Genomic DNA, 25435 nt, shown 5'->3' with positions numbered 1-25435 from the left:
CACGACAAATCCGGTTGACCGCCCCACCGGGCCGCCGCTCTCAGCCATGAATTGTGGGGACGGTGGCCGGGAGATAACGTTGCCGCGCTGCCCGGGGGTGTCACCGGCGGCGCCAGATCCGCCCGGCAAAATGCTGCGCGAATCTGTGAAGTACCGGTTGGACGGGGGGCCTGTGTCAGATTCACCGCAGACTTCCGAACATTCCCGCGAACGACCACGTCGTCCTGGCCCGGTACGGGCTTTCGGGGACATGCTGGCATTCTTCGCCGGTGCGCAGGTGAAATTCCTCCCGCCGACGGAGCGCGCCCGTTTCGTCACGGCCGGCGCGCTGATGCTTCTGACAGCGGCACTTGCCACCTGTGCGGGGGCGACGGTGGTGGCCCTCGGGTTCGGCATCGGGACCCTCCAGGCGCTGCCGTTCGGCATCTTCTACGCGCTGTTCATCTTCTTCATCGACCGGTCCGTCCTGCTGACCCAGACCCCGTACCGCTATGGCGCGGACGGCGGTGTGGAAACCGGCCGGGCTGGATTCTCCGTGGCGGTCCGCGTGTTCATCGCGGTGTGCGCGGCGGTAATCGTCGGGGAGACGGTACTGCTCCGGATCTTCGAGTCCTCGATCGCGAGCCGGGTCGCCGAGATACAGCAGGAGGACGCCGGGCACCTACTGGCCGGGTGGGACGCGAACCAGGAGAGCGAGCTCGCCGCCCGAACGGCCGATCTCGCGGCGAAACAGAAAGGCCTCGACGCCGCCGACGATCTCGTCGAGGCGAAGACGGCGGAGGTGAACTGCCAGCTCACCGGTGGCCAGCCCGGCGGTGGCCCGGCCTGCCTGGGCGGGGCCGGCCCGGTCTACCAGATCAAGCTGGCCGAGCTGGCCGCGGCTACCGCCGCCGTCACCGACGCCACCCGGCTGCGCGACGCCGCCCAACGTGATCTTGACGAGTTTCGGGCTGCGCAGAAGGCCAGGCGCTCCGACTTCGCGGCCACGGTGCAGACCACGACGGGCGCGGCCGACGACCTGTTGATGCGGGAGAAGGCGTTCTGGCGGCTGACCACCGAGGACCGCTCCGTCCTGGTGTGGCGCCTGTTGCTGACGTTGCTCCTGCTCGGCATCGACCTCGCCCCGCTGCTGTTCAAGCGTGGTCTGGACCGCACCTCCTACCGGCAGCGCGAGCGCCTCGAGCGCTGGCGGGACGAGACCTCCGTCGAGGTCGACGCGCTGCAGGTCGGGCACACCGCCCGCGAGCGCCGCGATCTGGCCCCGGTGGTCGCGGCGCGTCTCGCCGGGCGCTGGGAGGACTACCTGCTGCGCCGTGACGGCGTCGAGACCGCCGTGCGCTGGACGGCCGACACGGCGCAGGCGCGCCTCGCCGAGGAGGAGATCAGCGCAGACCAGGAGTCGCGGCTGCGTGAGCTGCGGCGGCAGCACGGCATCGTCGCCGTGTCGCGCGTCCCGACCTCCGACGCGGAGCCGTCCACCCCGGCTGTCACCACCGGTTCGGCCGCGGCAGCCTCAGCCACAACCGGATCGGCGGTGGCCACCGGCCCGGCGGTGCCTGCGCCGCCGGAACCGTCGTGATCAGATGTCGCCGGCGCGGCGCCGCCGCCGGCGGCGGCGGGCGACCAGGGCGGCCACGACGCCCAGGACCGCCGCTCCGCCCGCGGCCGAGCCGGCCGCGCGCGGGTTCTCCCGCGCCCGGTCACGCCCGGCCGTGACGAGCGCCCCCGCCTTCGCCCGCCCCGCGGTGGCCGTCTGCGTCGCCTTCTCCCGACCGATGGTGACCGCGCTGCCGGCGGTCGCCGTGGTCCGATGGAGGGCGCCCGCCACCTGCGGGTGGGCGTCGAGCTGACGGTGGGCCGTCTCCTGCGCCACGGCGGCCGCGTGTCCGGCGCTCCCGCGCGCCCGGAGGGCCGCCTCGTCGAGCTTCGGCTTCAGCGCGCTGCCGGCCCCCGCGACCTTGTCCTTCACCCCGGCGGCGGTGCGCTCGGCGACCTTGTGCGGACTGACGCGGTCGGAGAGCTCGTCGAGGTCATGGCCGAGCTGGGCGCGGGTCGCCTCGATATCGGCCCGGATCTCATCAGGTGTTGTGCTGGTCACGCGCGCCTTCCTTTCGGCCTGGACGTCGGCTCGGCCTGGACGTCGGCCTGGGACGTCTTCCGTGGTCGGTGATAGCGGTTGGGGTGGGCTCAGCGCCGGCGGATCGGTACCGGCGGGATCGGTACCGGCGGATCAGTGCCGGCGGCTCTGCGCCCACTGGACGTCCTCGCGCAGCGTCTCGACTGTCTGCGTCGGCGCCGGGTGCACGTTGCGGACCGTGCTGCGGCCGCGCAGGGCGAGGACGGCGGCGACCGCGGCGAGCACCACTCCGACGATCAGCGCGGCCCAGCCCAGCGCCATGACCTCGCCCAGCCCGAACATCACCGCGAGCAGGACGAAGAGCAGCGCGAAGTAGCCGGCCCCGCCGGCTCCGGCGAACATCCCCGCGCCCTTGCCGGCCTTCGTGGCCTCCTCGCGCAGCTCGGCCTTGGCGAGCGCGATCTCCTGGCGGAACAGGGTGGAGACGTCCGTCGCGACGTCGGAGACGAGGCGGCCGGTTGAGGCCGGCCGCGGCTCCGTCACCGTGGCGGGGGTCGACGGCGTGATCCGCGGCGATGTGGTCTGCACCGTGGCATCGGGCGGAAGGCCCGGGACGCCGGCCTGGTCGGCGGGGACGCCGTCCGGGGATGTCGGGACGTCTCCCGGGGCGACCGGGAGATCGGCGGGGGGTGCTGGGGCCGACGTCGTGGGCTGGCGGGTGAAAGTGCTGGTCATGCCGTCTCCTCCTCGACCGGACCTGACCCCGCCCTCCGGCGGTGTCCATTCGGATCGGTGTAGACCCGGATGCCCGCCCGACCTCGGATTAACCGTGGATGTGGCAGAGAGTGGCAACCGCGCCCCCGGCCGGCCCGCTAGTCGGCGCGCTCCTGCGGGGACGAGTGCTCCCAGTCGGCCAGGATGGTGCGGATCCCGGTGACCAGCATCAGCGGCTGGTCGAGCATCACGTGGTGTCCCGCGAGCGGGATCTCGATGACCGGCGCGACCCGGCCGAGCAGGTTGTACATCAGCTCGCCGATGTCCGGGGTGACCAGCCCGTTCTCGGCGCGGAACAGCGCGACCCGACAGTGGACCTTGCGCAGGACCTCGGGGGACGGCGTCCGGTTGCCGAACACGTTCGGGTCGAACTTCCACGTCCAGCCGCCGAGCATCGCGCCGATGGAGTTCCGGGCGATGTGGTCGATGATGTAGGGAAGGCTGTTCGGCTGCTCGGGGACGGTGCGGAACCGCGCCAGCGCGTCGGCCGCCGTCGCGTACACCCGCAGGGGGCCGAAGGCCGTCCGCTCGCGGGCGGCGCGCTCCTCCGGGGTCGACTCCTTCACCGGCGAGTCGACGACGACGATGCCGGCGACGCGGTCCGGGTACTCGGCGGCCGTCGTGATGGTCACCCAGCCGCCCATGCTGTGCCCGATGATGATCGGCGGGGACGTGATCCCGGCGTGGCCGATCACCGCCACGACCTCGGATGCCCACGTGCTCAGCGAGTACTCCTCGCGGCGTCCGCTGTCACCGTGGCCCGACAGGTCCAGAGCCACCACCCGGTACTCGGCCGGGATCAGCGGCGCGATGTGGTCCCACCAGCCCGCGTGGGCCGCGCCGCCGTGCACCAGCACGATTGCGGGACCGTCGACCCGCCCCCAGCACCGGTAGCTGATGATCGTCCCGTCGACCTCGGTCTCCAGCCGCTCGGGACGAGTATCGATGGCGGCCTCGTACCAGGCCGGTGCTTCGTCATACATCTATGTCTGCCGTTCGGCTCGTCGTTGTGGTTCTCGGCGACCGCCGCATCCTCGATGAAACACCGTGGACGCGGTGCGGCCGGGGTCCATCGGCACCGTGACGCATTCGTCGGATTTCCGACTCGCCGCGGCGGACGGAGCAGAGTCGATTCGGCACCCTGGGGGACCGTCCGGACCGGATCCGGGCCGGAGATGTCGCTTTCCGTCATTAAATTCTTACAATGAGATGGATGATTTATCTGTGGTGACACTGATTCGGCGCGTCGGCCGTCCGGTGGCCTGTGTTCTGATCAGTTCGCGGTAAAGGGCGACATGCCGGTCGGCCGCGGTCGCCCAGCTGTACCCTCGCGCGACCGCCCGCCCGCCCGCCACCCGCGGATGTCCGGCGCCCGCTCCCGCCCGCGGCTGCTCGGCGCCCGCGGCCGGCCGCCGTTCCGCGGAGTCGAGGAACGCCTCCAGCGCGGCCGCGAACTCGGTCGGCGTCGAGGCGAAGCGCACCGCGTCCCCGGCCGCGGCCAGCACCTCGCGTAGCACCGGCAGGTCACGGGTGACGACCGGGACACCCGCGGCCAGCGCCTCCAGCGCGGCCAGCCCGAACCCCTCCTTCGCGGACGGGAACGCGAAGACGTTCGCCGCCGCGACCAGGGCGGGCAGCTCCTCGTGGGCCACCGGCCCGAGGATGACGGGCTCGACGCCGAGTTGCGCGGCCCGGGCCAGCACCTGCTCGCGGTACCCGCGGTAGTCGAACAGGGTCTCCCCACCGGCGACGACGAGGGAGACCGGCGTCACCCGCTCCCGCAGCAGCGCGAACGCCTCGACCAGGTCGGCGGTCCCCTTGCGCGGCTCGATCCCGCCGACGGCGAGCACGTACCGGCCGAGCCGGGCACGCCAGTGCCCGCGGGCCGCGCGGGCGGGAGCCTCCGGGCCGGCAGCCGCGGTGAAGCGGGCCGCGTCGACGCCGTTCGGGATCACCGTCGCGGTGATCCCCCAGCCGGCGGCCAGCTCGGCCGCGACGGCCGCCGAGACGCACACGTGCGCGTACGGTCGGCGCAGCGCCCGCTCATGGCAGGCGACGAGCTCGGGGGTGGTGAAGGTGTCCAGGTGGTGGACAGTGCGGACGCAGTCGGCCACGGCGTTCGCGGTGATGCAGTCCTGGGCGTGCACGATGTCGTACCCGCCGGGAAACGCCTCGAAGGCATCCCGTAGGACGGCGATCGAGCGCAGAATGCGCTCCCCGACCGTCTCGTCGGCGACCTCCGGGAACGGCACCGCCACCACCTCGACCGCCGGGTCGACCGGGCGGAAGAAGCCGGCGTCCCCGCCGCGGGCCAGCGTCCACAGGCTGACGCGGTGCCCGGCGCGCGCCAGTGCCTCGGCCAGGGCGAGGGTGGCCACCACCCCGCCGCGGGGCCGGGTGGAGTAGGTCAGCAGCGCCACCGAGAGCGGGTCGCCCGCCGTGCTCCCGCTCACCGCGCCTGTGCTCACCGCGCTCCCGCCCGCCGCGCTCCCGCCTGCCGCGCTCCCGCTCACCGGGGCTCCGGGGCACCGACCCGGGCGAGCGCGTCGGTGGCCAGCCCGACCAGGTCGTCGTGGCTCGGCCCGGGTACGCCCGCGGGCCGCCAGCCCGTCGCCAGGATCTCGCGGACCCGCGCGGCGAACCCCGAGTCGCCCAGCACGTCGGACGGGGCGGCGAGCAGGTTCTGCAGCCGGGTGAACCGGTGCCAGATCTCCGGGTCGCGGCGCGCGGCGAGGTAGGCCTCGCCGTTCGTGACGCCGGCCGGCCGCGCGGCGCCCGCACCGCCGGCCGGGGCCGCCGGCCAGGGCGTGTAGCCGGTCGGCGGCGCGCCCTCGGCGGGCTCGGCACCCCGCGCCTGCGGCACGACCGGCTGCTCGGGACGCCAGCGCAGCAGCCGGGCCGCGTCCTGGGCGCACGAGTCCTCGAACCACGGCGCGAGCTCCGCCCGCATCGACTCGTCCAGGGCGAGCGCCCGCTCGGCGGGGTCACGCAGCCCGCTCGCGACCTCCGTCAGCCGGACGGCGCCGAGCACGGCGAGCGAGACCCCGCGGGTGTGAGCGGGATTGGTGATGACCGCCGCGTCGCCGATCGCCAGCAGCCCGAGCACGCCCGGACGCCCGTCCGCGACCAGCGGCCGCAGCCGGTTGGCCAGGTGCGACATCGCGGTGACCGGCGAGACCGGCCGCACGTTCCCGGGGTCCAGCCACGGGACGAACATCTCGATGGACCGCACCGCCGCGTCGAACGCCGCGCCGTGCCGAAGCACCCGGATGCCGGTGTCCTCGGGGAGCACGCCGAAGGTCATCGAGAAACTGTCGCCGTCGGCTGGGAACATCAGGCAGGAGTAGCGGTCGAAGGAGGCGCCGGTGGTGTGACCGCGGTTGAGCGCGATGTCCGGCGCTGGGCCGCTACGCCGGTAGTAGCGCGAGTAGTAGGCGATGCCGCAGTCGGCCTCGGCCGGCGCCGGCAGGTCGGCGCCCGCGTCGGCCAGCCACCGTCGCACGGGCGAGAGCCGCCCCGCGGCGTCGACGACGAGGTCGGCGTCACGGCTGGAGCCGTCAGCCAACCGCACGCCACGGACCCGCACCGGCCCGCGCGAGAACGCGGGCCCCGCCGGGGCGGGATCGGTTTCGATGCGCAGGCCGACGACGCGTGTCCCCGAGCGAACGGTCACACCGGGCTGCGTGGCGACGACCTCGCGCAGCACCCAGTCCAGCACCGCCCGCCGGCACCCGAGGACGACGAGCTCGTCGTCGGCCGGAGCGGGGCCGGTCAGCGTCGGCGGCGCGTGCTCGGCGAGCCGGACCTCGAGCGCGCCCGCGGCGCGCAGCGCGGCGAGGACGTCCGGGGCGTGCTCGGCCAGCAGCGACCGGCAGCGGGCCAGGAAGGCGTGCGAGTGCCAGGTCTGCGTCGCGCCCGGCCGGCGCCAGTCGTCGATGCCGGCCAGGTCGCCGGGCCGGTCGTCGACGTCCCGTTCGAGCACGTCGACCCGCCAGCCGCGGCGCGCGAGCAGCAGGCCCGCGGTCAGGCCGGCCGCCCCCGCGCCGATGATGATCGCGTCGGGCATCAGTGCGCCGGTCCCGCGGGCCGGGACGGGCGAGATCCGTGCTCGGCCGTGGGCCGGGGGGCCGCCGGGCGGGCGGCCCGCCGCGGGTCGTAGGGCTCACCGGCGAGCAGGCACTGCTTCTCGTAGCTCGCGCCGCGGCGGTCCCGCAGGTGGTTCAGGCCGCTGCGGGCCGCCCGCAGCGCCGCGGTGACGTCGACCGTCGCGACGGCCGTCCCCGCGTCCGTGCCGGTCGAGGCGAGCACGGAGCCGTCCGGATGGACGATCTTCGCGTTGCCGACGAAGCGCAGCGAGCCGAACGCGCCGGCCTGGTTGGACGAGACCCACACGACCTGGTTCTCCAACGCGCGCACCTGGTCGTAGAGGTCGAAGCGGTGCCGCCACCTGTCCGCGGCGATGTCGTCGGCCGCGTGGGTACGCGAGGCCGGCCAGGCCGACAGGCAGGCGATGATGTCCGCGCCGGCGAGCGCCAGGCTACGCCCGGACTCGGGGAACGCCTTGTCGTAACAGATCATCATCCCCATCCGGCCGAGTGGGCTGTCGAACGCGGTGAAGGAACGGCCGGCCTCGTAGGCGAGGGACTCGCCGAGCGGCTGGTGGACCTTGCGATGCCGGCCGAGGACGCCATCACCGTGCACACACACCGCACTGTTGTACCGGTACCGCCCGTCACGCTCCGCGTATCCCGCGCAGACCACCATATCCCCGGCGATCGCCGCCAGCCGGGTGATCTCCGGACCGTCCGGATCGAGGGCGGGTGGCCCCCCGCGCGGGGCCAGATCGTCCCCGCGCGGGGGCAGCGCCCGCAGGTAGCCGCCGAGCGCCCCCTCGGGCAGCACGAGGAGATCCACCCCGCGCCGCCGGGCCCCGTCGACCAGCCGACTGATCGCCGCGAGGCATTCGTCCAGGTCACGGGTGAACGGCGCGGTCACCGCGGCGATCGTCACCGCGCGGGAGGCCGGCTCCGGCCCCCCGTGCGCGCCATCCCCGCGGTCCGCGCTCACGCGTGGCCCAGCCCCGTCACATGGCCGGACAGCGCCGGGGTCAGCACACCGTCCGGCCAGCGCAGGGTCACTCCCGTCCCGTTGAGCAGCCGGCCGCAGCGCTGCGACGTCGCCGGGCTCGGCGCGGGAACGGGGCGGTCGTCGACGTCGGCGGTGAGCATTGCGTAACCGGGGAAGCAGGTGAGCCAGTCGCCGACGGTGGCGCCCGCCGGCCGGGGGACCGCGGCCACGTCCAGCTCGGCGGCGCACCCGCTCGCCTCGGCGAGCATGCCGAGCGTGCCGACGATCCCGACCATGCTGACGTCCTTCGCCGCGCACGGGCGGTGCCGGCGTGGCAGGTCCAGCAGCGCGCGCAGCTCCGCCGTCCGGCGGTTGGACGTCGAGTCCCACTGCCGGCCGGAGTACCCCGGGCGCCAGTCACCGCCCAGGTCGGCGGTCAGGGTCACCGCGTGCCCCGGCAGGCCGCCGCCGGCGGGGATCGGCCGTTCGGAGCGGCCCAGCGCCGTCACCGACAGCGCGGCCGCCACCCCGAGCTGGGTGTGGCCGCCCAGGATGGGCACGCCGTAGCGCTCCGCCGCCGCCCGCAGCCCGCCGATCACCCGGGCGACCCGGGACGCCGTCGGGCCGGCCACCGCGTCGAGCATGCCCACCGGCCGGGCGCCCATCGCCGCCAGATCGTTGAGGTTGACCAGCACGCCGCACCAGCCGGCCCAGTAGGGGTCGCGTTCGACCATCGACGGCACGATCGCGTCGCAGGCCGCGACGACGTCCGTGCCGGGCACCGGTGCCCCGTCGTCACCGACGAACCCGGGGCCGCCGGGGCGCATCCCGGCCAGCAGGGTCGCCAGCGGGGCCTTGATCGAGGCCGCCACCGCCGCCAGCCGGTTGATGGGCCAGCGCATGAGCACGTGCGGGCGGCCGGCGACCGTGGTCGTCCCGGCGATCATCCAGCCGAGCCGGCCGAAGAAGCGGGCCCGGTCGGGCTGCACCGCGGCGTCGAAGCGCAGCACCCCCTCGTTCTCGGCGCGCGCGCACGCCGCCCGGACCAGCGCGGCACCGACCCCCGCGTAGCGCCCGCGGGCGGCCGCCGCGACGACGAGCCGGCCGCCCTGCCAGGCGCCGATGTCCTCGCCGCGCCAGATCGGCGCCAGCCGCACCCCGCCGATCACCGTGCCGTCATCCGGCCCGCCGACGACCCGGGCGACCAGGACGATGCTGCGCGGGTCGCTGTCGACCTCGTCCAGATCGCCGGCGACGGTCGCGGAGAACAGGCCCTGCTCGTCGACGAAGACCTCCCGCCGCAGACGGGCGTAGGCGGTGAAGGTGGCCAGATCCTCGGCCTGCTCGACGCGGTACGGCGGCTGGCCCGCCAGCGCCCGGCGATCACCCCAGATCGCCAGTGTGTCCACGGTGCGGTGCCGGATCGGCGTGTGCCCCCCCGACAGCAGACTGGACATCAGGGTCACCCCCCGGCCTGGGGCAGGGCCGAGCACGCCCCGCAGGCCGCGCAGCCCGCGCCCTGGTCCGCGCCGCGCATGCCGGCCGCGCGCAGCTCGGCGGCGACGCGGGCCGTCACATCCGCGACGAGGGCGGGCTCGGGTGCCCGCGCCCCGTCACGCTCGGCGAGCGTGCCCGCCATCGGGCGGAACGGGACCACGAACGGGTACACGCCCATCGCGATGAGCCGGCGGGCGCCGGCGACCAGCTCGTCCGGATCCTCGCCGAGCCCGATCAGCAGGTATGTCGACACCCGGTTGCGGCCGAACACCCGGACGGCCTCGGCCCAGGCCCGCTCGTACCGCTCCACCGAGACGGTGGCCTTGCCGGGCGTCCAGCGCTGCCGGACGGCCTCGTCCAGCGACTCGATGTGGATGCCGATCGTGCTCGCCCCGGCCGCGCGCAGCTCACCGATGAACGCGGGGTCGGCCGGCGGCTCGCACTGCACCTGGACGGGCAGCCCCGGGACGGCGTCCGTCACCGCCCGCACGCACTCGGCGAGCAGCGAGGCACCGCGGTCCGGGCCGGCGGTGCTGCCTGTGGTCATCACCATCTGGCGCACCCCGTCGAGCCGCACGGCGGCCAGCGCCACCTCGGCGAGCTGCCCGGGGGTCTTGAGCCGGGTGGTCGCCCCGGCCCGCAGCGACTCCTCGATCGCGCAGAACCGGCAGCGCTCCGGCTCCCGGTACCGCACACACGTCTGCAGCACCGTCGTGGCCAGGACGTCCGCGCCGTGCAGCCGGGCGAGCTGGGAGTAGGGGACGCCGTCGGCGGTGCTCAGGTCGTAGAAGCGCGGCCGGCGCACCGGCCTGGCCTCGATGCCGAGGTCGACACCGTCGAGCAGCAGCCGGCCGGCGTCGACGGAGTACGGGCTGCTGGGGATGATCGGCAGGGCCAGTCCCCGGCCCGCGACGACGACGTGGCCGTCGTCGCTCGGACCGGCGCCGCCGCGGCGGCGCACCGGGGTGGCGACGCGCACCCCACGGACGGCGACGGCGCTGCGGACCGCGAGGTCGAGTCCGCCCGACGGGCGGGCGCCCACGGGGGCCAGGGGGCCGCCCGCCCGTTCGGGCCGGTCAGATGCTTCGCCGAGCCAGGCCGCGGCCTCGGCCCACACGGGGGCCTCGGCTCCGTCGTCAGGCCGGTGTTCGGCCGCCGGACCGTTTCTCATCTGTGTCTCCCGTCGGGAATCCGCGCCCGGCCCGGTCGCGGGTGGGGCAGCGCCTGTGGGCCTGGGCGGGAGATCGGGGTGGAGATATCGGGGTGGAGACATTCGAAGGCACCTGAAGTTCGGAGGCATCTGAGGTTCGGAGGCATCTGAGGTGCCGGCCGGCGCGCGGACGCGCGGGAGCCCATGCCTGCGGGGCCCATGTCCGCGGGGCCCGGTACGCCGAGGTGCCGGGTACTGGCGAGGTGCGGAGGTGTCGCGATGCTTGTGGCTGGGGGCGGTGTCGCTGGGGTGCGGTGTGGCCGGACGCCGGTGCGTCCGGCACCGGACGTCCCGGCTCCGGGCGGGGCAGATGGCAGCCGCCCGCGGTGATCGGAGCCTGCGGTGGCTGGAGCCCGCGGTGAGCGGAGCCGGCGGTGCGGAGCCGGGAGCGTCTGGAGCCGGATGCGGGGCGTCAGAGCATGTACGTCGAGTTCACGATCGCGCCCTTGCGGGTGTAATGGATGACACAGTCCTGGATGTCGAGCGGGTGCGCGGGGATGACGCCCTCGATGAGGTCCTCCTCGCGCAGGCCGTGCAGGGAGAGCCCGAACCGGCAGACGTAGACCTTGCCGCCCTCCTCGATGAAGGTCTCGATCTGGGCGTTGATGTTGTGCTCGCCGGCGAACGCGGAGTCGCCGGTGTGCGGGAACCCGCGGGTGGCCATGCAGTTCATCGCGCCGGGCCCGTAGAAGTAGATGACGGACTCGAAGCCCTTGCGCAGTGCCCGGGTGGCCTGGAGGATCGCGACGAAGCTCACCGACGACTCGTGCGCGATGCCGTGGACGAGCGTCAGGTAGGACTCGCCGTCCTCGGCCTGGTAGTCGGGAAAGAGCTTCGTCGAGCCGTACAGGTTGCTCCCGGGCGGCAGCGAGGGGTGCGGAACCTCGGTAAGGCTCTGGCGCTCCAGCTCCGTCAGCTCCATGCGTGCTCCTGTCTCGGTCTCCGTGTGTCTCAATCTGGCGGTTGTGATCGACTACTTGCATTTTGGCCGCCCGACGGTTACCAAGTAGTCGCTGGGTGTGGTCGCGGTGTCCGTTCGCGCAGATACAGGTCGCGGAAGTTCTCCGCGAGGACCCTCCGGGCGAGCTCCGGGTCGCCGATGGCACCGGTGAGCCGGGCGAGCTCGCCCTCGTGGTCGCTCCACGGCTCGTCGCTGGCGAACAGCAGCCGGTCGTGGCCGAGGCCACGGCGGGCCACCTCCGCCGCGAACCACCGCGGCGCGAAGCCGACCGCCCAGCTCGCGTCGGTGTAGACCCGGCGCCCGGCGGCGACCCAGTCGAAGAAGCGACCGCCGATCAGCTTGATGTGCCCACTCGGGCCACCGCCCAGATGGACCAGATGGACGGCGACCTCGGCCGCGTAGTCGTCGACCAGTGTGCCCATCCGGTCGACGTCGGCGGCACCCCCGGGCGAGGTGTGGACGTGCACGACGAGGTCGTACGCGCGGGCGACGGCGAAGATCCGGTCCAGCCGGCTCCGGCAGGCCGGGTCGGTGACGTCCCCGCCCAGCAGGAAGCTGAGCTTGAGGGCGACCACGCCCCGCTCGCCCGCCAGTGCCAGCGCGCGCTCGGTGGCCTCGGTGTCCTCGGGCCGCGCCGAGACCCACAGGCCGGCCAGGATCCGCTCGTCCACCTGGGCCGCCTCGACACAGAGCTCGTTGAACCCGAAGGCGACCGATGGCTTCGGCACGCCGTAGTTCGGGATCACCACGGCCGCGGACGTCCGCTCGGCGTCCAGGTCCGCGCGCAGCTGCGCGATCGTCGCCCGGGCGCGGACGTCGGGGACCACCGGCGGTCCACCGTAATAGGGGTGGGCCGGCAGCACCCCGAGATGTCGATGCGCATCGTGTACGTCCGGTCGCGGCACGGTGGCAGTGAAGCACCCTGGTGTTTCCCGTGTGTGGCCAACGTGACAACCCGGTCGCGCCACTGGCTCTTTTTGGTCCCTCGGCAGCCCTGGCCTGGTCCTGTGGTGACCCCTCCGGGTAGTCGGAGCTGTTCCTCTGTCCACTCGATGTGATCTTTCTGTTGATCGCGCCGTCCAGCCTCCCGCCTGCGGAGCAAGCTGGATGGCATGCGGTACGCGGTCATGGCCGACCTGCACGGAAAACGCAAGGCCCTGCGGCGGGTCCTCGCCGCCGCCGACGAGGTCGGTGTCGACGAGGTGGTCTGCCTGGGTGACTACCTGGAGGCCAAGGTGCCCATGCGCCGGCACGATCCAGGGCGGTTCTGGCCGCTCGACGAGGTCGTCGATCCCGACCCCAAGCTGTGGGCCGAGCTCGCCGACCTGCGGCGCATCCTGGGCAACCAGGAGGAACGGATCCGGGACCTGCTCGCTCCGGAGCAGGTGCCGGAGCTGCTGGCACCGCTGCTGTCCGGGGTGTCGATGACCCATGTGGACTGCGCGGTCGGGATGCACGGCCACCAGATCGGCTGGGATGTCGATCCGGGCTCGGGCTCGTTCGTCCCCCGCGCCCGCGACGTGCCGGCCGTCCCGCTGGTGCTGGTGGGGCACACCCACCACCGGGCCGTCTTCGAGATCCGCTGGAGCGCCGAGCCCGCGCCCGAGCCCGAGCGCGAACCCGAGTCCAGGGCCGAGAGCGGGCGGGCCGGGGAGCCGCGGTTCCCCGGCGCCGGGCGGTCCGGAGCGGTCCGGTCCGTCCCGGTGGTCTCCGGGGTGCCGGTGCCGGTACGCGTCGCGGGGCCCGATCCGGTCACCGTCGTGGTGAACGTGGGCCCGGCGATCGGGCGGCCCTCCAACTGGCTGTTCTTCGACGCGGATCGCGGCGAGGTCGTCTTCGAGGAGGCGTGAGCCCGCCGCCGGGCCACGGTTCGGGCCAGGGTTGGGACTTTAGTCCTGTCGCGTCTGCCATCTGGGGGTCGTAAAGTGAATGGAAGTCCCGGCGATCTCCGCACTCCCTGCGTTCCCCCCGTACGCAAGGAGCCGCGCGATCGCCGGGACTTCTTCTTCCCCCCGTGCCGAATGTCGGTGGCATGCCGATGGAACCTGTCGCCGGGCATTGTTCCGCATCCGCGTGCGCTGCCCCGGGTGTGGCCCGGAGCGCGCAGCCGATCTCATCCCCGCCGCGTCCCGCACCGGCCGTGAGCGCTCGGCCTCGTCGTGCTACCGGCCGTCTGTGGGCGTATGTCGGGCGGGTGGGTGGCAACTCGGCGTCTGCCAGCCGGATGCCTGTTAGGCAGATGTCCGGGCGGTGGGTGAGCGCCTGGGGGAGTTGTCGTGCCGTCGGATGCCCGACACCGATCGGGCCTACCCATTTGGTGATCCGCGTTCATCCTGGTGATGACAACACGAACCCGACTGATCCTGATGAGTAGCAATCGTCTGGCCTCGGTTGCGGTGTGTCGCGCAAACACTGTGCACGGTTACGTTGCGGTGGGGATCAGGTGAAGGAAAAAGGCGTGCGGTGATGTGTCGACGGGGTTGTCGCGGCATCGACGCGGCAGTAGCGGCCGACCCCCTGTCGGGGGTCTGTAGCCTGCCAACGGCAGGGTCCGGTGCAAATCAACGCGATCTGGGCGGACCGGACCTTTGGTTTCGACCAGTTCGGATGGTCAGGTTTCGCGATGTTGCGAGCCGGTCCGGGGGCGAGCCGGTAGCGTTCGAAGCTGCTCGCGCTGCGTGCGCGACTGACTACAGCTAATAGGCTCGTTGACCTAGGGGGGTTGAACTGGTGCAGGTCCCCGCGGCGCGCATCGTGTTCTCGCCAGAAGACCGCGCAGAGGTCGCGTCGTTCGCGGCCGAGGTCCTCTCGACCGGTGCCCTGACTCTCGGTGCGCACACCCAGGAATTCGAGGCGGCGTTCGCGGCCATGCACGGCGCGCGCCACGCCGTCGCCGTGAACAGCGGAACGGCCGCCCTCGAGATCATCCTAAGAAGCATCGGCGTGGGCGGATTCGATGTCGTCGTGCCCACGAACACCTTTGCTGCCACCGCGTTCGCGGTTCTCCGTGCCGGCGGCACACCGGTCTTCGCCGATGTGAACGCAGACACCTTCGCGCTCAGCCCGGAGACTGTCGCCGCAGCCGTCACGCCGCGGACGAAAGCCGTCGTCGTCGTGCATATCGGCGGCATGATTCCGCCGGACATCGACGAGCTGTGTGGCCTCCTCGACGAGCGGGGCATCGTGCTCGTCGAGGACGCGGCCCACGCGCACGGATCAAGTCTCGCCGGCCGGCACGCCGGTTCCTTCGGGGTGGCGGGGTCGTTCTCCTTCTACCCGACCAAGCTGATCACGTGCGGTGAGGGTGGAATGGTCGTCACATCCGACGACCGGCTGCGCGACGAAGCCCTCCTCTATCGTGACCAGGGCAAGGCGGGATTCCTCGGCAACATTCACATCCGCGAGGGGTACGCCTGGCGGATGAGTGAGGTGCACGCCGCAACCGGCCGCGTCCACCTGCGTCACCTCGACGACTTCCTGGCCCGCCGCCGCCGGGTCGCGGCCCGTTACGACCAGGCGATCGACGAACTGGGCGTGGAACGGCCGCAGGCGGTCGAGGGCGGCGTCACCAACTACTACAAGTACCCGGTTCTTCTTTCCCGGGGCGTCGACCGGACGCAGGTGAAGAAGGAGATCCGGGAGGGACACGGTGTCTCCATGGCGGGTGAGGTGTACGAAGCCCCGCTGCACCAGCAGCCGGTGTTCGAGCGGTATGCGCAGGTCCAGCTGCCGGTGGCCGAGGACATCTGCGCGCGGCACGTCTGCCTGCCACTGCATTCCGACATGACCGACGCCGAGGCCGAACATGTCATCTCGGCATTCCGTGCCGTCGTCCACGGAATGGAACTGGACGGTGCCCGGCGATGAAGATAGCCGTCACGGGAGGATCCGGATTCATCGGCGGTCACGTCGTCGACCGCCTGCTCGACGCCGGCCACGAGGTGCTGTCGCTTGACCTGAGCACCTGCAGGCGGCCCGACCCGCGTGCCGCCTACCGCGAGATCGACGTTCTCGAGCTCGAGGCGCTCGTCGACGCGTTCACGGGCGTGGACGTCGTCTTTCACATCGCCGGAATGTCGAACGTCGACTTCGCCTTCGCCGACCCGGTGCGCACGGTGCGCCTCAACGTGGAGGGAACCGGCAAGGTGTGCGAGGCGGCCCGGCGCACCGGCGTGCGCCGCGTCGTGTTCGCGAGCACCGTCTGGGTCTACGGCGCCGTGGCCGACGCGCCCGCGCAACCGACCGAGCAACCGCCCGCTCAGCCGCCCGCGCAACCGACCGAGCAGCCGTCCGGGCTCGCGGCGGGCAGCGTCCCCGCTCCGGCCGGGCACGGTGACCATCCGCGGCCCGCGCCGCTCACCGAGGACGCCGAGATCGTGCTCGCGCGAGCCGGGCACGTGTACACCTCGACCAAACTCGCGGCCGAGCTGCTCCTGCACAGCTACCAGCAGACCTACGGGCTCCCGTTCACGATCCTGCGGTACGGCATCCCCTACGGCCCCGGCATGCGTGACGAGCTGGTGCTGGCCAGGTTCGTCCACAACGCCGTGCACGGCCGGCCGCTGACCGTCGCCGGCGACGGCCTGCAGTTCCGCAACTACGTCTACGTCCGTGATCTGGCCGACGCGCACGTGCTCGCGCTCGCCGACTCCGCGGCGAACACCACCCTCGCTCTGGAGGGCAACGAGCCGGTGAGCGTGCTGGAGATGGCCCAGGCCGTCCAGCGGCACTTCCCCGGGACGGAGATTGAGCACATGCCAGCCCGGCCGGGGGACTTCCGCGGCCGGGAGATCTCCGCGCAGCGGGCCGCCGGCCTTCTCGGCTGGCGCCCGACGACGCCGTTCCTGGAGGGCGTCCGGCAGTACATCGAGTGGTATCAGGCGAACCGGCAGCCACCCGCGGTGACTGCGCCGTCGATCGGGGATCTCGGCGTCTCCGCAACCTCATCGGAATGAGCGTGTCGAAGATGGACGGGATCGAGGGGATCATGGACGACGTCACGGCGGAGAGCGAGCCCGGGTCTCGGCGCGGGAACGTGCTGCTGCTCTCCGGCTCCCTCGGAATGGGCCACGACGTGATGGCCGAGGCCTGCGCGACGTCGCTGGAGCGCCGCGGGTTCCACACCCGCACCGCGGACTGCCTGCGCATGACGGACGGCCGCAACGGCACGCTCGGGCAGAACGCCTTCCGTGGGCTGATCGCCGTCCCGGGGGTGTACGACGCGCTGCACTTCTCGCAGCTACGCACGGGCGGGCGGGTGGCGCGGGCCATCGAGCGGACGTCCAGCCACTTTCTCGTGCCGCGGCTGCGCGAGGACATCCGGGCCGAGCCGGCCGACCTGGTGATCTCCATCTTCGCCTCCGCCGCGGCGGCGGTCAGCCGGCTGAAGTCGGAGTTTCCGGGGATGACCACGGCCGTGTTCTCCTCGGACTGCTGCGTGCACCGCATCTGGGTGCAGGACAACACCGACCTGTTCCTGGTGACGTCCCAGACCGCGGCCCGCTACGTGCGCCGGTTCGCCCCGCAGGCCCGGGTCGCCGTGGTGCCGACCCCGGTGCGGACGCCGTTCTACGACCCGCCGACCCAGGAGGAGGCCCGGGGCAATCTCGGCATCCCGCTGGAGAGCCGGTGCGTGCTGCTGATGTCCGGATCGTGGGGCCTCGGCCCGTTGGTCGAGGCCGCCGAGGCGCTCGCCGCGGCCGGGGTGTGGGTGCTCGCCGTCGCCGGCCGCAACGAGAAGCTGGCCGCGCGGCTGTCCGCCCTCGCGCAGCGCGACCACCGGGTGATCCCGTTCGGATTCACCAACCGGATTCCCGAGCTCATGGCCGCAAGTAACCTGGTGGTGACCTCGTCGGGGGACACGTGCAGCGAGGCTCGCGTGATCGGGCGCGACCTGCTGTTGATGGACGTCGTCCCCGGCCACGGGCGGGACAACCTGCAGAAGGAGCTCGACCGCGGCCATGCCGAGGTGACCAGTACGGACTCGCTGTCCCTGACCCGGTCGGCCCTGGCCTGTCTGGACCGGGTCAAGCCGCCCTCGCAGCGGGTCGCCGTCAGCCCACAGGCCTGGGAGCAGGCATTCGGTGCGGCGCTGGCCCAGATCGGACTGGGCGTCCACTGGTGATGCCGCGCGCGCGGGTGGGCCAGGTGCCATGAAAGTCAATACGTCATGAGATGTGCTGGGGGAGCCGTCGCGTTGTGGGAGATGATGCCGCCGGGGTCGCCGCCGTTGGGGCGGCGCACCCTGGCTCGGCCGCCCGTGTCGGCGGATGGGACGCTGCGATGGTGAGCCGCGCATGAACACGGCGCTCGTAATCGGGCTGCCCACGACCATTGTCTCGGCGGCCCTGTACGGGGTCGCGCCGCTGCTACAGGCGATGGCCGCCCGGAGGGAGGAAGCCGGTACCGGCCTCGGGCTCGGCCTGCTGGCCCGGCTGGCCACCCGGCCGTTGTGGCTGATCGGCCTGGGGGTTGAGGCCGGCTCGTTCCTGCTGGAGGTCTACGCCCTGTCGGTGGCGCCGGTCGCGCTCGTCGCGCCGGTGATGGCCCTCGACATGATCGTGTTCACCCTGCTCGCGCGCCGGGCGCTGGGTGAACAGATCAGCCGGGTCGGCTGGAGCGGCGTGGGCCTGATGGTGGCCGGCGTCGGGCTGCTCGCCTACGCCTTCCACCGCAACGCGGAGGTCGGCAGCCCGGCGGGCAACGGCGTCCTGCTCGCCTTCCTGGTGCTCGGGCTGATCTTCTCGCTGCTGTGCGCGTTCGGCGCGAACCTGGCCGCGGCGAAACGGCAGGTCGCCGGGGCCGCGCTGGGGTTCGGGCTGGCCGCCGGGGTCAGCTATGCCATCGCGACCCTGGCCACCCGCCAGATCGGGCTCGCGGTGCACGAACGCCGCAACAGCGACTCGACGCTCATCGACCTGCTGTCCACGCCGACGCCCTACGTCCTCATCCTGTTCTCCGTGCTGGCCCTCGGGCTGGAGCAGCGCGGCCTGCAGGGCCGGGCCGCGGTCATCGCCTTCCCCGTCACCAGCGGGGTCTCGGCGTTCCTCCCGGTGACCCTGGGGCTGACCCTGTTCGACGAGCCGGCGCCGGACGGCCCGCGCCTGCTCGCCTTCGTCGTCTCGCTGGTGATGGTCGCCGCCGGCATCGGCGCGCTCGGCCGCGACCGGATGGCCGCCAACCGGTCGGTCGAGGACGAGCCGGTCGTCGATCCCCGAGCCGGTTACGACCCCGCCGACGAGGACGGCTATCGTCCCCTCGACGGTGCCACCGACCAGGATGACTGGGCTGTTCCCGGGACGGGAGCCGGCTACGACGGCGGCGGAACCGCCCCGGGCGGCGCGCCCGCGCACGGGTCGGCCGACAGGTTCGGCGTGGTCATGGACCCATTGCGGAGTGCGCAGAGCTGAGTCAGGATGGGGCTCATGGGCGAAATGTCCCGTGGGCCCGTGGGTCGGTGAGGGCATCGCGGCAGGCGTTCGAGGTGCGGCCCCGCTCGGCCGGGATTGGTGGATCGCGTGTACGCGGACGATTCGGGGTTCGACGATGCGGCGGGATACCAGGATCCGGGGTACCGGGTCGTCTCGGTCAATCTGCCGAGCGATCTCCTGGAGGTCGTGCTGCGCCGGGTCGGCCCGAACGGCCTGTCCGCCTACGTGACCCAGGCGCTGTGGCGCCAGGAGCCGCGCGCATCACTGATTGACTTCCACCGCTGGACGGCGGCCCTCAGTCGCGCGGCGCTCGACCAGGACGTGTCCCGCGCGGCGGAACCGCCCGCCCTGCACTGAGCCCGCTGCGGTTCCTGGGCCTTCCGGTGCACGTCGCTGTTGCCGGCGCCGGCTCGTGGCCGGGGCTGCTGGTGCGCCTCACTCGGATGGACGGCCGGGCGCCCGGGCGATCGGGGGGTGAACCCGGGCGGCCGGCCACAACGACTGTCTCACGCTCGGCACGCGATGCGTTACTAACGGTTTCTTGAAGTGTGCATCGCGTGAGCGAGTCCACAGGTACGACCGCATTGGCGCTGCCTGTTCCGTCTCGGTGCTCCTGAGCCGTTCCGGGGCGTTGGTCCCGGGCGACACACGGTGCTGGGCGGGTCAGCGGTCTCCGGGTTCCGGCCGCAGCATCGCCGGATGCAGCAGGCGGGCGTCCCCGCGGGTGAAGAGCTCGGCCGGACGGCCGCCGTCCCGCGTTGTGGTCCGTCCGGTCGGGACGAGGAAGCCCGCCGTGCGGGTGACCTTACGGTGGAAGTTGCGAGGGTCCAGCCGGGTTCCCCAGACGATCTCGTAGATCCGCCGAAGCTGCGCGACGGTGAACTCTGGCGGGCAGAACGCCGTCGCCACCGGGCTGTACTCGATCTTTGAACGGGCACGTTCGACCCCGTCAGCCAGGATCCTGGCGTGATCGAAGGCCAGCCCGGTCATCCCGCCGACCGCGCGGCCGTCCCCGCCCGCGCCGCCGTCCGCGCTCCCCGCGCCTTCGCCTGTGCCGCCGTCCGTACCGTTTGCGCCCGAGTCGCCGTCCGAGCCGGCTCGCAGGATGTCGGTGACCGCCCACCACCGGCTGGCCGCCGCGTCGGTGCCGGCGACGGGAACCGGAAGGTCAGGCGCGAGCGCCAGGTACGCGACCGTGGCCACCCGCCCGCGCGGGTCGCGGTCCAGGTCCGCATAGGTCGCGAGCTGTTCGAGATGGCCGGTGGAGCGCGCCAGGCCGGTCTCCTCCCGTAGCTCGCGGACGGCGGCCGCGTCGAGATCCTCGTCGGGCCGGACGAACCCGCCGGGCAGAGCCCATCGCCCCGCGAACGGCTCGATCCCGCGCCGCACCAGAAGGACACAGAGAGTGTCATCGCGCACGGTGAGCACCACGAGATCCACGGCCAGCGGAACGGGGACGATCTCGGCCGGGAGGATCTCGGCCGGACCAGGCGCGGCGCCGGAGTCGAGCGTGGCGCCGGACTCGGACGGGGTGCCGGAGCCGGGCGTGGGGCGGGAGCCGGGCGCGGTGCGGGAGCCGGCGGCGGGCGGCGTGGTCATGGCGGCGATGGTATCTCGTCAGGTTGACGAAAAGGGGGGTAGGGCTCTACAGTCCCTCTTATCGTCAGTTCGACGATAAGAGTGTGAGGAGGTTCGGCGATGGCCGATATCAGCCGTGTTCTGTTCCTGCGCCACCTGCGTGGCACCCCGACGGCGTACATCCGCCACCAGCGGGGCACCGCCGTCGCCCACGAGGGCGTCGGCCTGGTGTTCTGGTACCGGCCGCGGACGGCCGTGATCAGCGAGGTCCCGGTGGACGACCGGGAGCTTCCGGTCGTCTTCCACGCCCGGACCGCGGACTTCGCCGACGTCGCCGTCCAGTCGACGGTCACCTTCCGCATCGCCGACCCGGCGCTCGCCGCGAGCCGTCTCGACTTCGGCATCGACCCCGAGCTGGGGAGCTGGCGCGAGGACCCGCTCGCCCGGCTCGCCGAGATGATCACGGAGACCGCCCAGCAGTACGCCGCCGACCAGCTCGTCCGCATGCCGCTCACCGACGCCCTGGTGGACGGCGTCGCGGCGGTCCGCCAGCGCGTCGGCCAGGGCCTCGGCGGCGACGCCCGTCTCGCCCAGACCGGGATCGCGCTCGTCGGTGTCCGGGTCGTCGCCATCCGGCCGGTGCCGGAGGTGGAGAAGGCACTGGGCACCCCTACCAGGGAAAAGATCCAGACTGAGGCCGACCGCGCCACCTACAGCCGCCGCGCGCTGGCGGTCGAGCAGGAGCGCCGGATCGGCGAGAACGAGCTGCAGAGCAAAATCGAGCTGGCCCGCCGCGGGGAACAGCTCGTCGTCCAGGAAGGCGCCAACGAGCAACGCCGGATGACCGAGCAGGCGGCGGCGGCGCGGATCAGCGCCACCGCGCAGGCCGAGCGGGCCGAGACCGCGGCCCGCGCCGAGGCCGAGCGGGTGCGGCTGGAGGCCGCCGCCCGTGCCGACGCGGTCCGCCTGGTCGGCGCGGCCGAGGCCGACGCCGAGGCCGCCCGGGTCGGCGCGCTGGCCGGCATGGACACGGCGACGCTGGTCGCCCTCGCCGTGCGCGACCTGGCCGACCACCTGCCGGACATCGGTGCCCTCACCATCACGCCGGACGTCCTCACCGAGGCGTTCGCCCGCTTCGCCCGGCCCGGCCTGACGGCCGCCGTCCCGGCCGGCGGCGAGCGGTGAGCCTCGCCCCGCGCGCGGTGATCGTCCACCGGCGCACCGAGTACACCGAGCTGCTGGAGCACCACGGCACCCGTGGCCAGGCGGAGTTCTTCCTGCGGTCGCGGGGCCGGGACATGGCCGAGGTGGAGGCCCGGCACGCCGCCCAGACGGCGGCGCGGCGCCAGGTGGCCGCCGCGGTGCCGCCGAGCTGGCGGCGCGGCGAGGTGGAGCGCGCCGACCTCGACCGCTTCCTGTTCGACCCCGAGGATGTGATCATCTGTGTCGGCCAGGACGGCCTCGTCGCCAACGTCGCCAAGTACGTCGACGACCAGCCCGTCGTGGGCATCGACGCCGATCCCTCGCGCAACCCCGGCGTGCTCGTCCGGCACCAGCCGGGCGAGACCGGGCGCCTGCTGGCCGTCGCCGAAGCGCTCCGGCGCGCGGGCGGCGCGGGCGGCGCCGGCGGCCCGTTGCGCCACCTCACCATGGTCGAGGCACGCTCCGACGACGGACAGGTCGTGCGTGCCCTGAACGAGGTCTACATCGGGGACCCCGGCCACCAGACGGCCCGTTACCTCCTGCGCGCGCCCGGGTACGACGGAGTCACGACAGAGCGGCAGGCATCGTCCGGCCTGATCGTCAGCACCGGCACGGGCAGCACCGGGTGGTGCCGGTCCGTCTGGCGCGAGCGGTACAGTGCCCTGGACCTGCCGGCCGGCGAGGCGCCCGCCCTGATCTGGTTCACCCGTGAGGCGTGGCCGTCCCCGACCACGGGGACGGCCTGCACCGAGGGGCTCCTTGTCGGAGCGGTCCGGCTCGAGTTGCTGGTCGAATCCGAGCGTCTGGTCGTCTTCGGTGACGGCATCGAGACCGACTCGGTGGCTCTCACCTGGGGCCAACGCCTCACGATCGGCATGGCGGACCGGCGGCTGAACCTCATCTGACGCACGGTCCCTGACCTGCGGTCTGACGTGCGGTCAGTGCCCGAAGCGCTCGATCGCCTTGCTGACCCGGGAGTTCGCCTGCGCGAAGCTGACCTTCCCGTCCACATACGCGGCGAGCGCGGCGCGGCGGACCCGCTCCGCACGCGGATCGCTCAGCGGGGTGTTCAGCAGGTTGGTCGTGGCGGTGGCCACGGCGATCACCTCCCGGTACCAGGGGAACAGGTGGAGTACTACGGGCGAATCCAAAGGAACGGACTGGGCCGAGCGGGCTGGGCTGTTGAGTGGACTGAGCAGTAGAGCGGGTTGAACTGTTGAGCGGACTGGGCTGTAGCGGACCGAGCGGACCGAGCGGAGCAGTTGGATCGGGCTCGACGCGACCGTCGGTGCTGGTCGGAAGTGCGGTGTGCGATGGGCAGGCGGCCCGGTCACGGAGCCGGCGTGGGGTGACCGCCCGGCAGATCGTGCCGGGTCAGGCCGGGGCGGGTACCCGCTCGATGGCAATCACGACGTCGCTCCTCCGTGACGGGACGGGCACCGTGCGCCCGCGCTCGGCCTCAGCGGGCATCGCACGATCGACACGACCGTGACGTTGGAACAACGCGGCCCGCACGAACATCTACAGAGTGCGCGACGTGAGCCGGTTACGCAAGAGCCGAAGAACGGCTGGTCAGCGGCTTGACACCCGCCGGCTGTCCGGATCCGCCGGTCAGCGGCGGGCGCGCGGGCGGTCGAACTCGCCGTCGTGGACCCCGGCGAGGAAGGCCTCCCACTCCGCGCTGCTGAAGGCCAGAACCGGGCCGAGCGGGTCGGCGGAGTCGCGGACCGCCACACCGCCGTCGACGTCGGCCACCTCGACGCACATGCCGCCCTCCCCGCCGCTGTGACTGCTCTTGCGCCACGGGAGCGCGGCCGGGTCGGTGACCGCCGGTTTCCTGGATGTCCTCATCGAAGCTCCTCCGAAACAGCGGAAATCAACGCCACGGAGTCCGCCGGGCCAAGAGCGGACGCCATCAGGTGATCCAACCTGACTCTATAGCGGCGAATTTCTGACGGACGTTCCAGGTAGAGGCTTCCGGCGCCTTTTTCTATGTAGACCACATCGTGATCCGTCTCGTCCGCGAATCCCAGAACGGAGAATGTGCTGCCCATACCGGCATGTGCCCCGGCTGCGAAGGGAAGCACCTGAACGGTGACATTCGGTAGTTCGGATGTCTTCGCGACCCACTCGAGCTGGGCGCGCATCGCCGCCGCGCCGCCGACCGGGCGGCGTAGGACCGCCTCGTCGAGGATCACCCAGAGTCGGGGCGGGCTGTCGCCGCGCAGCCGCGACTGCCGGTCGAGCCGCAGCGCCACCCGGCGCTCGATCTCGTCGTCGGGCGCCTCCGGGTTGCTCGCGCGCATCACCGCCCGCGCGTAGTCCGCGGTCTGCAGCAGGCCGTGGACGAGCTGCGGCTCGTACACGCTGATCGAGGAAGCGTCGGCCTCGAGGCCGATGTAGACCTCGAACCAGGCCGGGACCACGTCCTGGTAGGCCTGCCACCAACCGTGCCGCCGCGACTCGCGGGCCAGGCCGAGCAGCGCCTCGCGGTGGTCGGCGTCAGTCACCCCGTACAGCCGGAGCAGGTCCGCCACATCCCTCGTGCGCACCGGGATCCGCCCGTTCTCCAACCTGCTCACCTTCGACGCCGAGCAGCGCAGCACCTCGCGGACCTGCTCGACGTCCACACCCGCGGCCTCGCGCAGGCGGCGGAGCTCGGCGCCGAGCCGCCGGCGCCGCACCGTGGGACCGCTGTTCCTCGCCGTCACCCGTCCTCCCGGTCACCGGAACCGTTGTGGAGCATTCCGTTACGCATCCACAATCTGATCACATAGATAGTGCGCAATCTGTAGTGAAACCAACACACAAGGGCTTGCATATGCGTGGTGCAAGCTCCATGCTGCAGAAGCGGTGCTCACCTTGAGTGGCGAAATCGAGCCCCTGGGTGAGATGTTGTCGACGATGGGGCCTACCGGGGGAGCGTCGGTGCTGGTCGGGACGGGATGGATGGCCGTGAGCCGGTGCCGCCCGCCCTGCCACGGCGGGTCGGCCGCCCACATCAGGTTGGGCTGCGCCATCGGGTCGGCCTGCCACGTCGGCATGGTCTCTCCGTCGATCCGTGCGGTCGGCCCGGTGACCGTGCCCGCCGCCCGTCAGGCCGCTGCCCGCCGTGCCGCCCGTCAGGCTGCCGTGCGCCGTGCCGCCCGTCGGCCGGCGATGGTCTCGGCCATGCCGTGTCCGGTGACAGCCCCAGCCGCCGGCCGGTTCGTGACCGACATCCGTCCGGAGCGCCTTCGCGGGGGCGGGTGCCGCGCCCGCGCGGCCGCCCCGCCAGAACTGGGAACTGGAGTCCCGATGAATCGTTACTCACGCAGCAGGGGTCATTGCGGCAGGCGCGTCCGGCCGGCCACGATGCGGTTGGGGGAGGCTGACGACCCCGACTCCTCCTCGATGTTCGGCGTGATCCTCTTCGCGGCCGGTCCGCGTCGGGCGCGCCGGATCGTCCTCGCCTTCGACTCCGCGTCCGACGCCGATGCGTACGCGGTCGAGAACCATTATGTCGACTACCTGGTCGCGCCGCTGTCCTTCCTGTCGCCGGCGGGTATCCGCCGGGTCCGGTGAAGCGCGGCGAGACCCACCAGCTGGCGAGACCCACCGACCGGCGAGACCTTCCGACCGGCGAGACAACCCGACCG

At 72.7% G+C, this 25435-nt stretch carries 24 protein-coding genes; 10 read left to right on the top strand and 14 right to left on the bottom strand.

The genetic code is table 11. From position 1 onward, the window contains the following. The first annotated feature begins 250 nt into the window (after window positions 1-250). Complete coding sequence (locus FMEAI12_RS15080; protein WP_235014016.1) at window positions 251-1579, top strand: DUF4407 domain-containing protein; 1329 nt, start codon at window positions 251-253, stop codon at window positions 1577-1579. Here the strand turns inward: FMEAI12_RS15080 and FMEAI12_RS15075 are convergent, their stop codons facing one another. The 10 genes from FMEAI12_RS15075 to FMEAI12_RS15030 all read right to left on the bottom strand — a co-directional run bounded on the left by FMEAI12_RS15075 (window position 1580) and on the right by FMEAI12_RS15030 (window position 12491). Next, complete coding sequence (locus tag FMEAI12_RS15075; RefSeq protein ID WP_112106498.1) at window positions 1580-2098, bottom strand: DUF3618 domain-containing protein; 519 nt, start codon at window positions 2096-2098, stop codon at window positions 1580-1582. A gap of 132 nt (window positions 2099-2230) precedes the next feature. Continuing rightward, the gene (locus FMEAI12_RS15070; RefSeq protein ID WP_112106497.1) at window positions 2231-2812 is read right to left on the bottom strand and encodes a phage holin family protein; all 582 of its coding nucleotides are present in this window, start codon (window positions 2810-2812) and stop codon (window positions 2231-2233) included. Between the two features lie 137 nt (window positions 2813-2949). After that, window positions 2950-3834 carry an alpha/beta fold hydrolase gene (locus tag FMEAI12_RS15065; RefSeq protein ID WP_112106496.1) on the bottom strand — a complete coding sequence of 295 codons (885 nt, stop codon included), beginning with the start codon at window positions 3832-3834 and terminating at the stop codon, window positions 2950-2952. 216 nt (window positions 3835-4050) lie between these two features. Further along, complete coding sequence (locus tag FMEAI12_RS15060; RefSeq protein WP_235014015.1) at window positions 4051-5319, bottom strand: MSMEG_0565 family glycosyltransferase; 1269 nt, start codon at window positions 5317-5319, stop codon at window positions 4051-4053. Window positions 5320-5360: 41 nt separating this feature from the next. Continuing rightward, window positions 5361-6917: an NAD(P)/FAD-dependent oxidoreductase gene (locus FMEAI12_RS15055; protein WP_112106495.1), complete on the bottom strand. Its 1557-nt coding sequence runs from the start codon at window positions 6915-6917 to the stop codon at window positions 5361-5363. Beyond that, complete coding sequence (locus FMEAI12_RS15050; RefSeq protein WP_112106494.1) at window positions 6917-7918, bottom strand: carbon-nitrogen hydrolase family protein; 1002 nt, start codon at window positions 7916-7918, stop codon at window positions 6917-6919. Before FMEAI12_RS15050 ends, FMEAI12_RS15055 begins: the two co-directional genes overlap by 1 nt. Then, window positions 7915-9375: an MSMEG_0567/sll0787 family protein gene (locus FMEAI12_RS15045; protein ID WP_071059817.1), complete on the bottom strand. Its 1461-nt coding sequence runs from the start codon at window positions 9373-9375 to the stop codon at window positions 7915-7917. The genes FMEAI12_RS15050 and FMEAI12_RS15045 overlap by 4 nt, the downstream gene beginning before the upstream one ends. A 5-nt stretch (window positions 9376-9380) precedes the next feature. Then, window positions 9381-10586: an MSMEG_0568 family radical SAM protein gene (locus tag FMEAI12_RS15040; RefSeq protein WP_112106493.1), complete on the bottom strand. Its 1206-nt coding sequence runs from the start codon at window positions 10584-10586 to the stop codon at window positions 9381-9383. Between the two features lie 451 nt (window positions 10587-11037). Beyond that, window positions 11038-11547, bottom strand: coding sequence for an MSMEG_0572/Sll0783 family nitrogen starvation response protein (locus tag FMEAI12_RS15035; RefSeq protein WP_071059770.1), 510 nt, complete (start codon window positions 11545-11547; stop codon window positions 11038-11040). 77 nt (window positions 11548-11624) lie between these two features. Then, on the bottom strand, window positions 11625-12491 hold the full coding sequence (locus tag FMEAI12_RS15030; RefSeq protein ID WP_112106492.1) for an amidohydrolase family protein: 867 nt from the start codon (window positions 12489-12491) through the stop codon (window positions 11625-11627). A 207-nt stretch (window positions 12492-12698) separates the two neighbouring features. Here FMEAI12_RS15030 and FMEAI12_RS15025 point away from each other — a divergent pair, with 207 nt between their 5' ends. The 6 genes from FMEAI12_RS15025 to FMEAI12_RS15000 all read left to right on the top strand — a co-directional run bounded on the left by FMEAI12_RS15025 (window position 12699) and on the right by FMEAI12_RS15000 (window position 19373). Beyond that, window positions 12699-13436 carry a metallophosphoesterase gene (locus tag FMEAI12_RS15025; protein ID WP_112106491.1) on the top strand — a complete coding sequence of 246 codons (738 nt, stop codon included), beginning with the start codon at window positions 12699-12701 and terminating at the stop codon, window positions 13434-13436. Between the two features lie 880 nt (window positions 13437-14316). After that, window positions 14317-15453, top strand: a complete 1137-nt coding sequence (locus FMEAI12_RS15020; RefSeq protein ID WP_071059767.1) for a DegT/DnrJ/EryC1/StrS aminotransferase family protein — start codon at window positions 14317-14319, stop codon at window positions 15451-15453. Next, complete coding sequence (locus FMEAI12_RS15015; RefSeq protein ID WP_112106490.1) at window positions 15450-16541, top strand: NAD(P)-dependent oxidoreductase; 1092 nt, start codon at window positions 15450-15452, stop codon at window positions 16539-16541. The genes FMEAI12_RS15020 and FMEAI12_RS15015 overlap by 4 nt, the downstream gene beginning before the upstream one ends. Then, the gene (locus tag FMEAI12_RS15010; protein ID WP_071059765.1) at window positions 16538-17710 is read left to right on the top strand and encodes a glycosyl hydrolase; all 1173 of its coding nucleotides are present in this window, start codon (window positions 16538-16540) and stop codon (window positions 17708-17710) included. The genes FMEAI12_RS15015 and FMEAI12_RS15010 overlap by 4 nt, the downstream gene beginning before the upstream one ends. A 172-nt stretch (window positions 17711-17882) precedes the next feature. Beyond that, window positions 17883-18995: an EamA/RhaT family transporter gene (locus FMEAI12_RS15005; RefSeq protein ID WP_112106489.1), complete on the top strand. Its 1113-nt coding sequence runs from the start codon at window positions 17883-17885 to the stop codon at window positions 18993-18995. Window positions 18996-19103: 108 nt separating this feature from the next. Beyond that, window positions 19104-19373, top strand: coding sequence for a hypothetical protein (locus tag FMEAI12_RS15000; protein ID WP_020572301.1), 270 nt, complete (start codon window positions 19104-19106; stop codon window positions 19371-19373). A 306-nt stretch (window positions 19374-19679) separates the two neighbouring features. Here the strand turns inward: FMEAI12_RS15000 and FMEAI12_RS14995 are convergent, their stop codons facing one another. Next, complete coding sequence (locus FMEAI12_RS14995; RefSeq protein ID WP_235014014.1) at window positions 19680-20615, bottom strand: NUDIX domain-containing protein; 936 nt, start codon at window positions 20613-20615, stop codon at window positions 19680-19682. Between the two features lie 99 nt (window positions 20616-20714). Here FMEAI12_RS14995 and FMEAI12_RS14985 point away from each other — a divergent pair, with 99 nt between their 5' ends. Next, window positions 20715-21779, top strand: coding sequence for an SPFH domain-containing protein (locus FMEAI12_RS14985; protein ID WP_071059762.1), 1065 nt, complete (start codon window positions 20715-20717; stop codon window positions 21777-21779). Beyond that, window positions 21776-22702 carry an NAD(+)/NADH kinase gene (locus tag FMEAI12_RS14980; RefSeq protein ID WP_112106488.1) on the top strand — a complete coding sequence of 309 codons (927 nt, stop codon included), beginning with the start codon at window positions 21776-21778 and terminating at the stop codon, window positions 22700-22702. The genes FMEAI12_RS14985 and FMEAI12_RS14980 overlap by 4 nt, the downstream gene beginning before the upstream one ends. A 33-nt stretch (window positions 22703-22735) precedes the next feature. Here the strand turns inward: FMEAI12_RS14980 and FMEAI12_RS37170 are convergent, their stop codons facing one another. The 3 genes from FMEAI12_RS37170 to FMEAI12_RS14970 form a co-directional block, all read right to left on the bottom strand. After that, window positions 22736-22894, bottom strand: a complete 159-nt coding sequence (locus FMEAI12_RS37170; protein WP_018500571.1) for a hypothetical protein — start codon at window positions 22892-22894, stop codon at window positions 22736-22738. A 514-nt stretch (window positions 22895-23408) separates the two neighbouring features. Beyond that, a complete protein-coding gene (locus tag FMEAI12_RS14975; RefSeq protein ID WP_071059760.1) occupies window positions 23409-23648 on the bottom strand; it encodes a DUF397 domain-containing protein in 240 nt (79 codons plus the stop codon). Further along, a complete protein-coding gene (locus tag FMEAI12_RS14970) occupies window positions 23645-24508 on the bottom strand; it encodes a helix-turn-helix transcriptional regulator (protein ID WP_112106487.1) in 864 nt (287 codons plus the stop codon). The genes FMEAI12_RS14975 and FMEAI12_RS14970 overlap by 4 nt, the downstream gene beginning before the upstream one ends. A 643-nt stretch (window positions 24509-25151) precedes the next feature. On the opposite strand from FMEAI12_RS14970, the gene FMEAI12_RS14965 reads away from it, so the two are divergent. Beyond that, window positions 25152-25361 (top strand): hypothetical protein, encoded by a 210-nt coding sequence (locus FMEAI12_RS14965; RefSeq protein ID WP_071059758.1) that lies wholly within the window; start codon window positions 25152-25154, stop codon window positions 25359-25361. Window positions 25362-25435 lie beyond the last annotated feature (74 nt).

The organism is Parafrankia sp. Ea1.12 (genome assembly GCF_900465275.1).
Taxonomy (GTDB): Bacteria; Actinomycetota; Actinomycetes; order Frankiales; family Frankiaceae; genus Parafrankia; species Parafrankia soli.
This window is presented reverse-complemented; position numbering and strand designations above follow the sequence as displayed.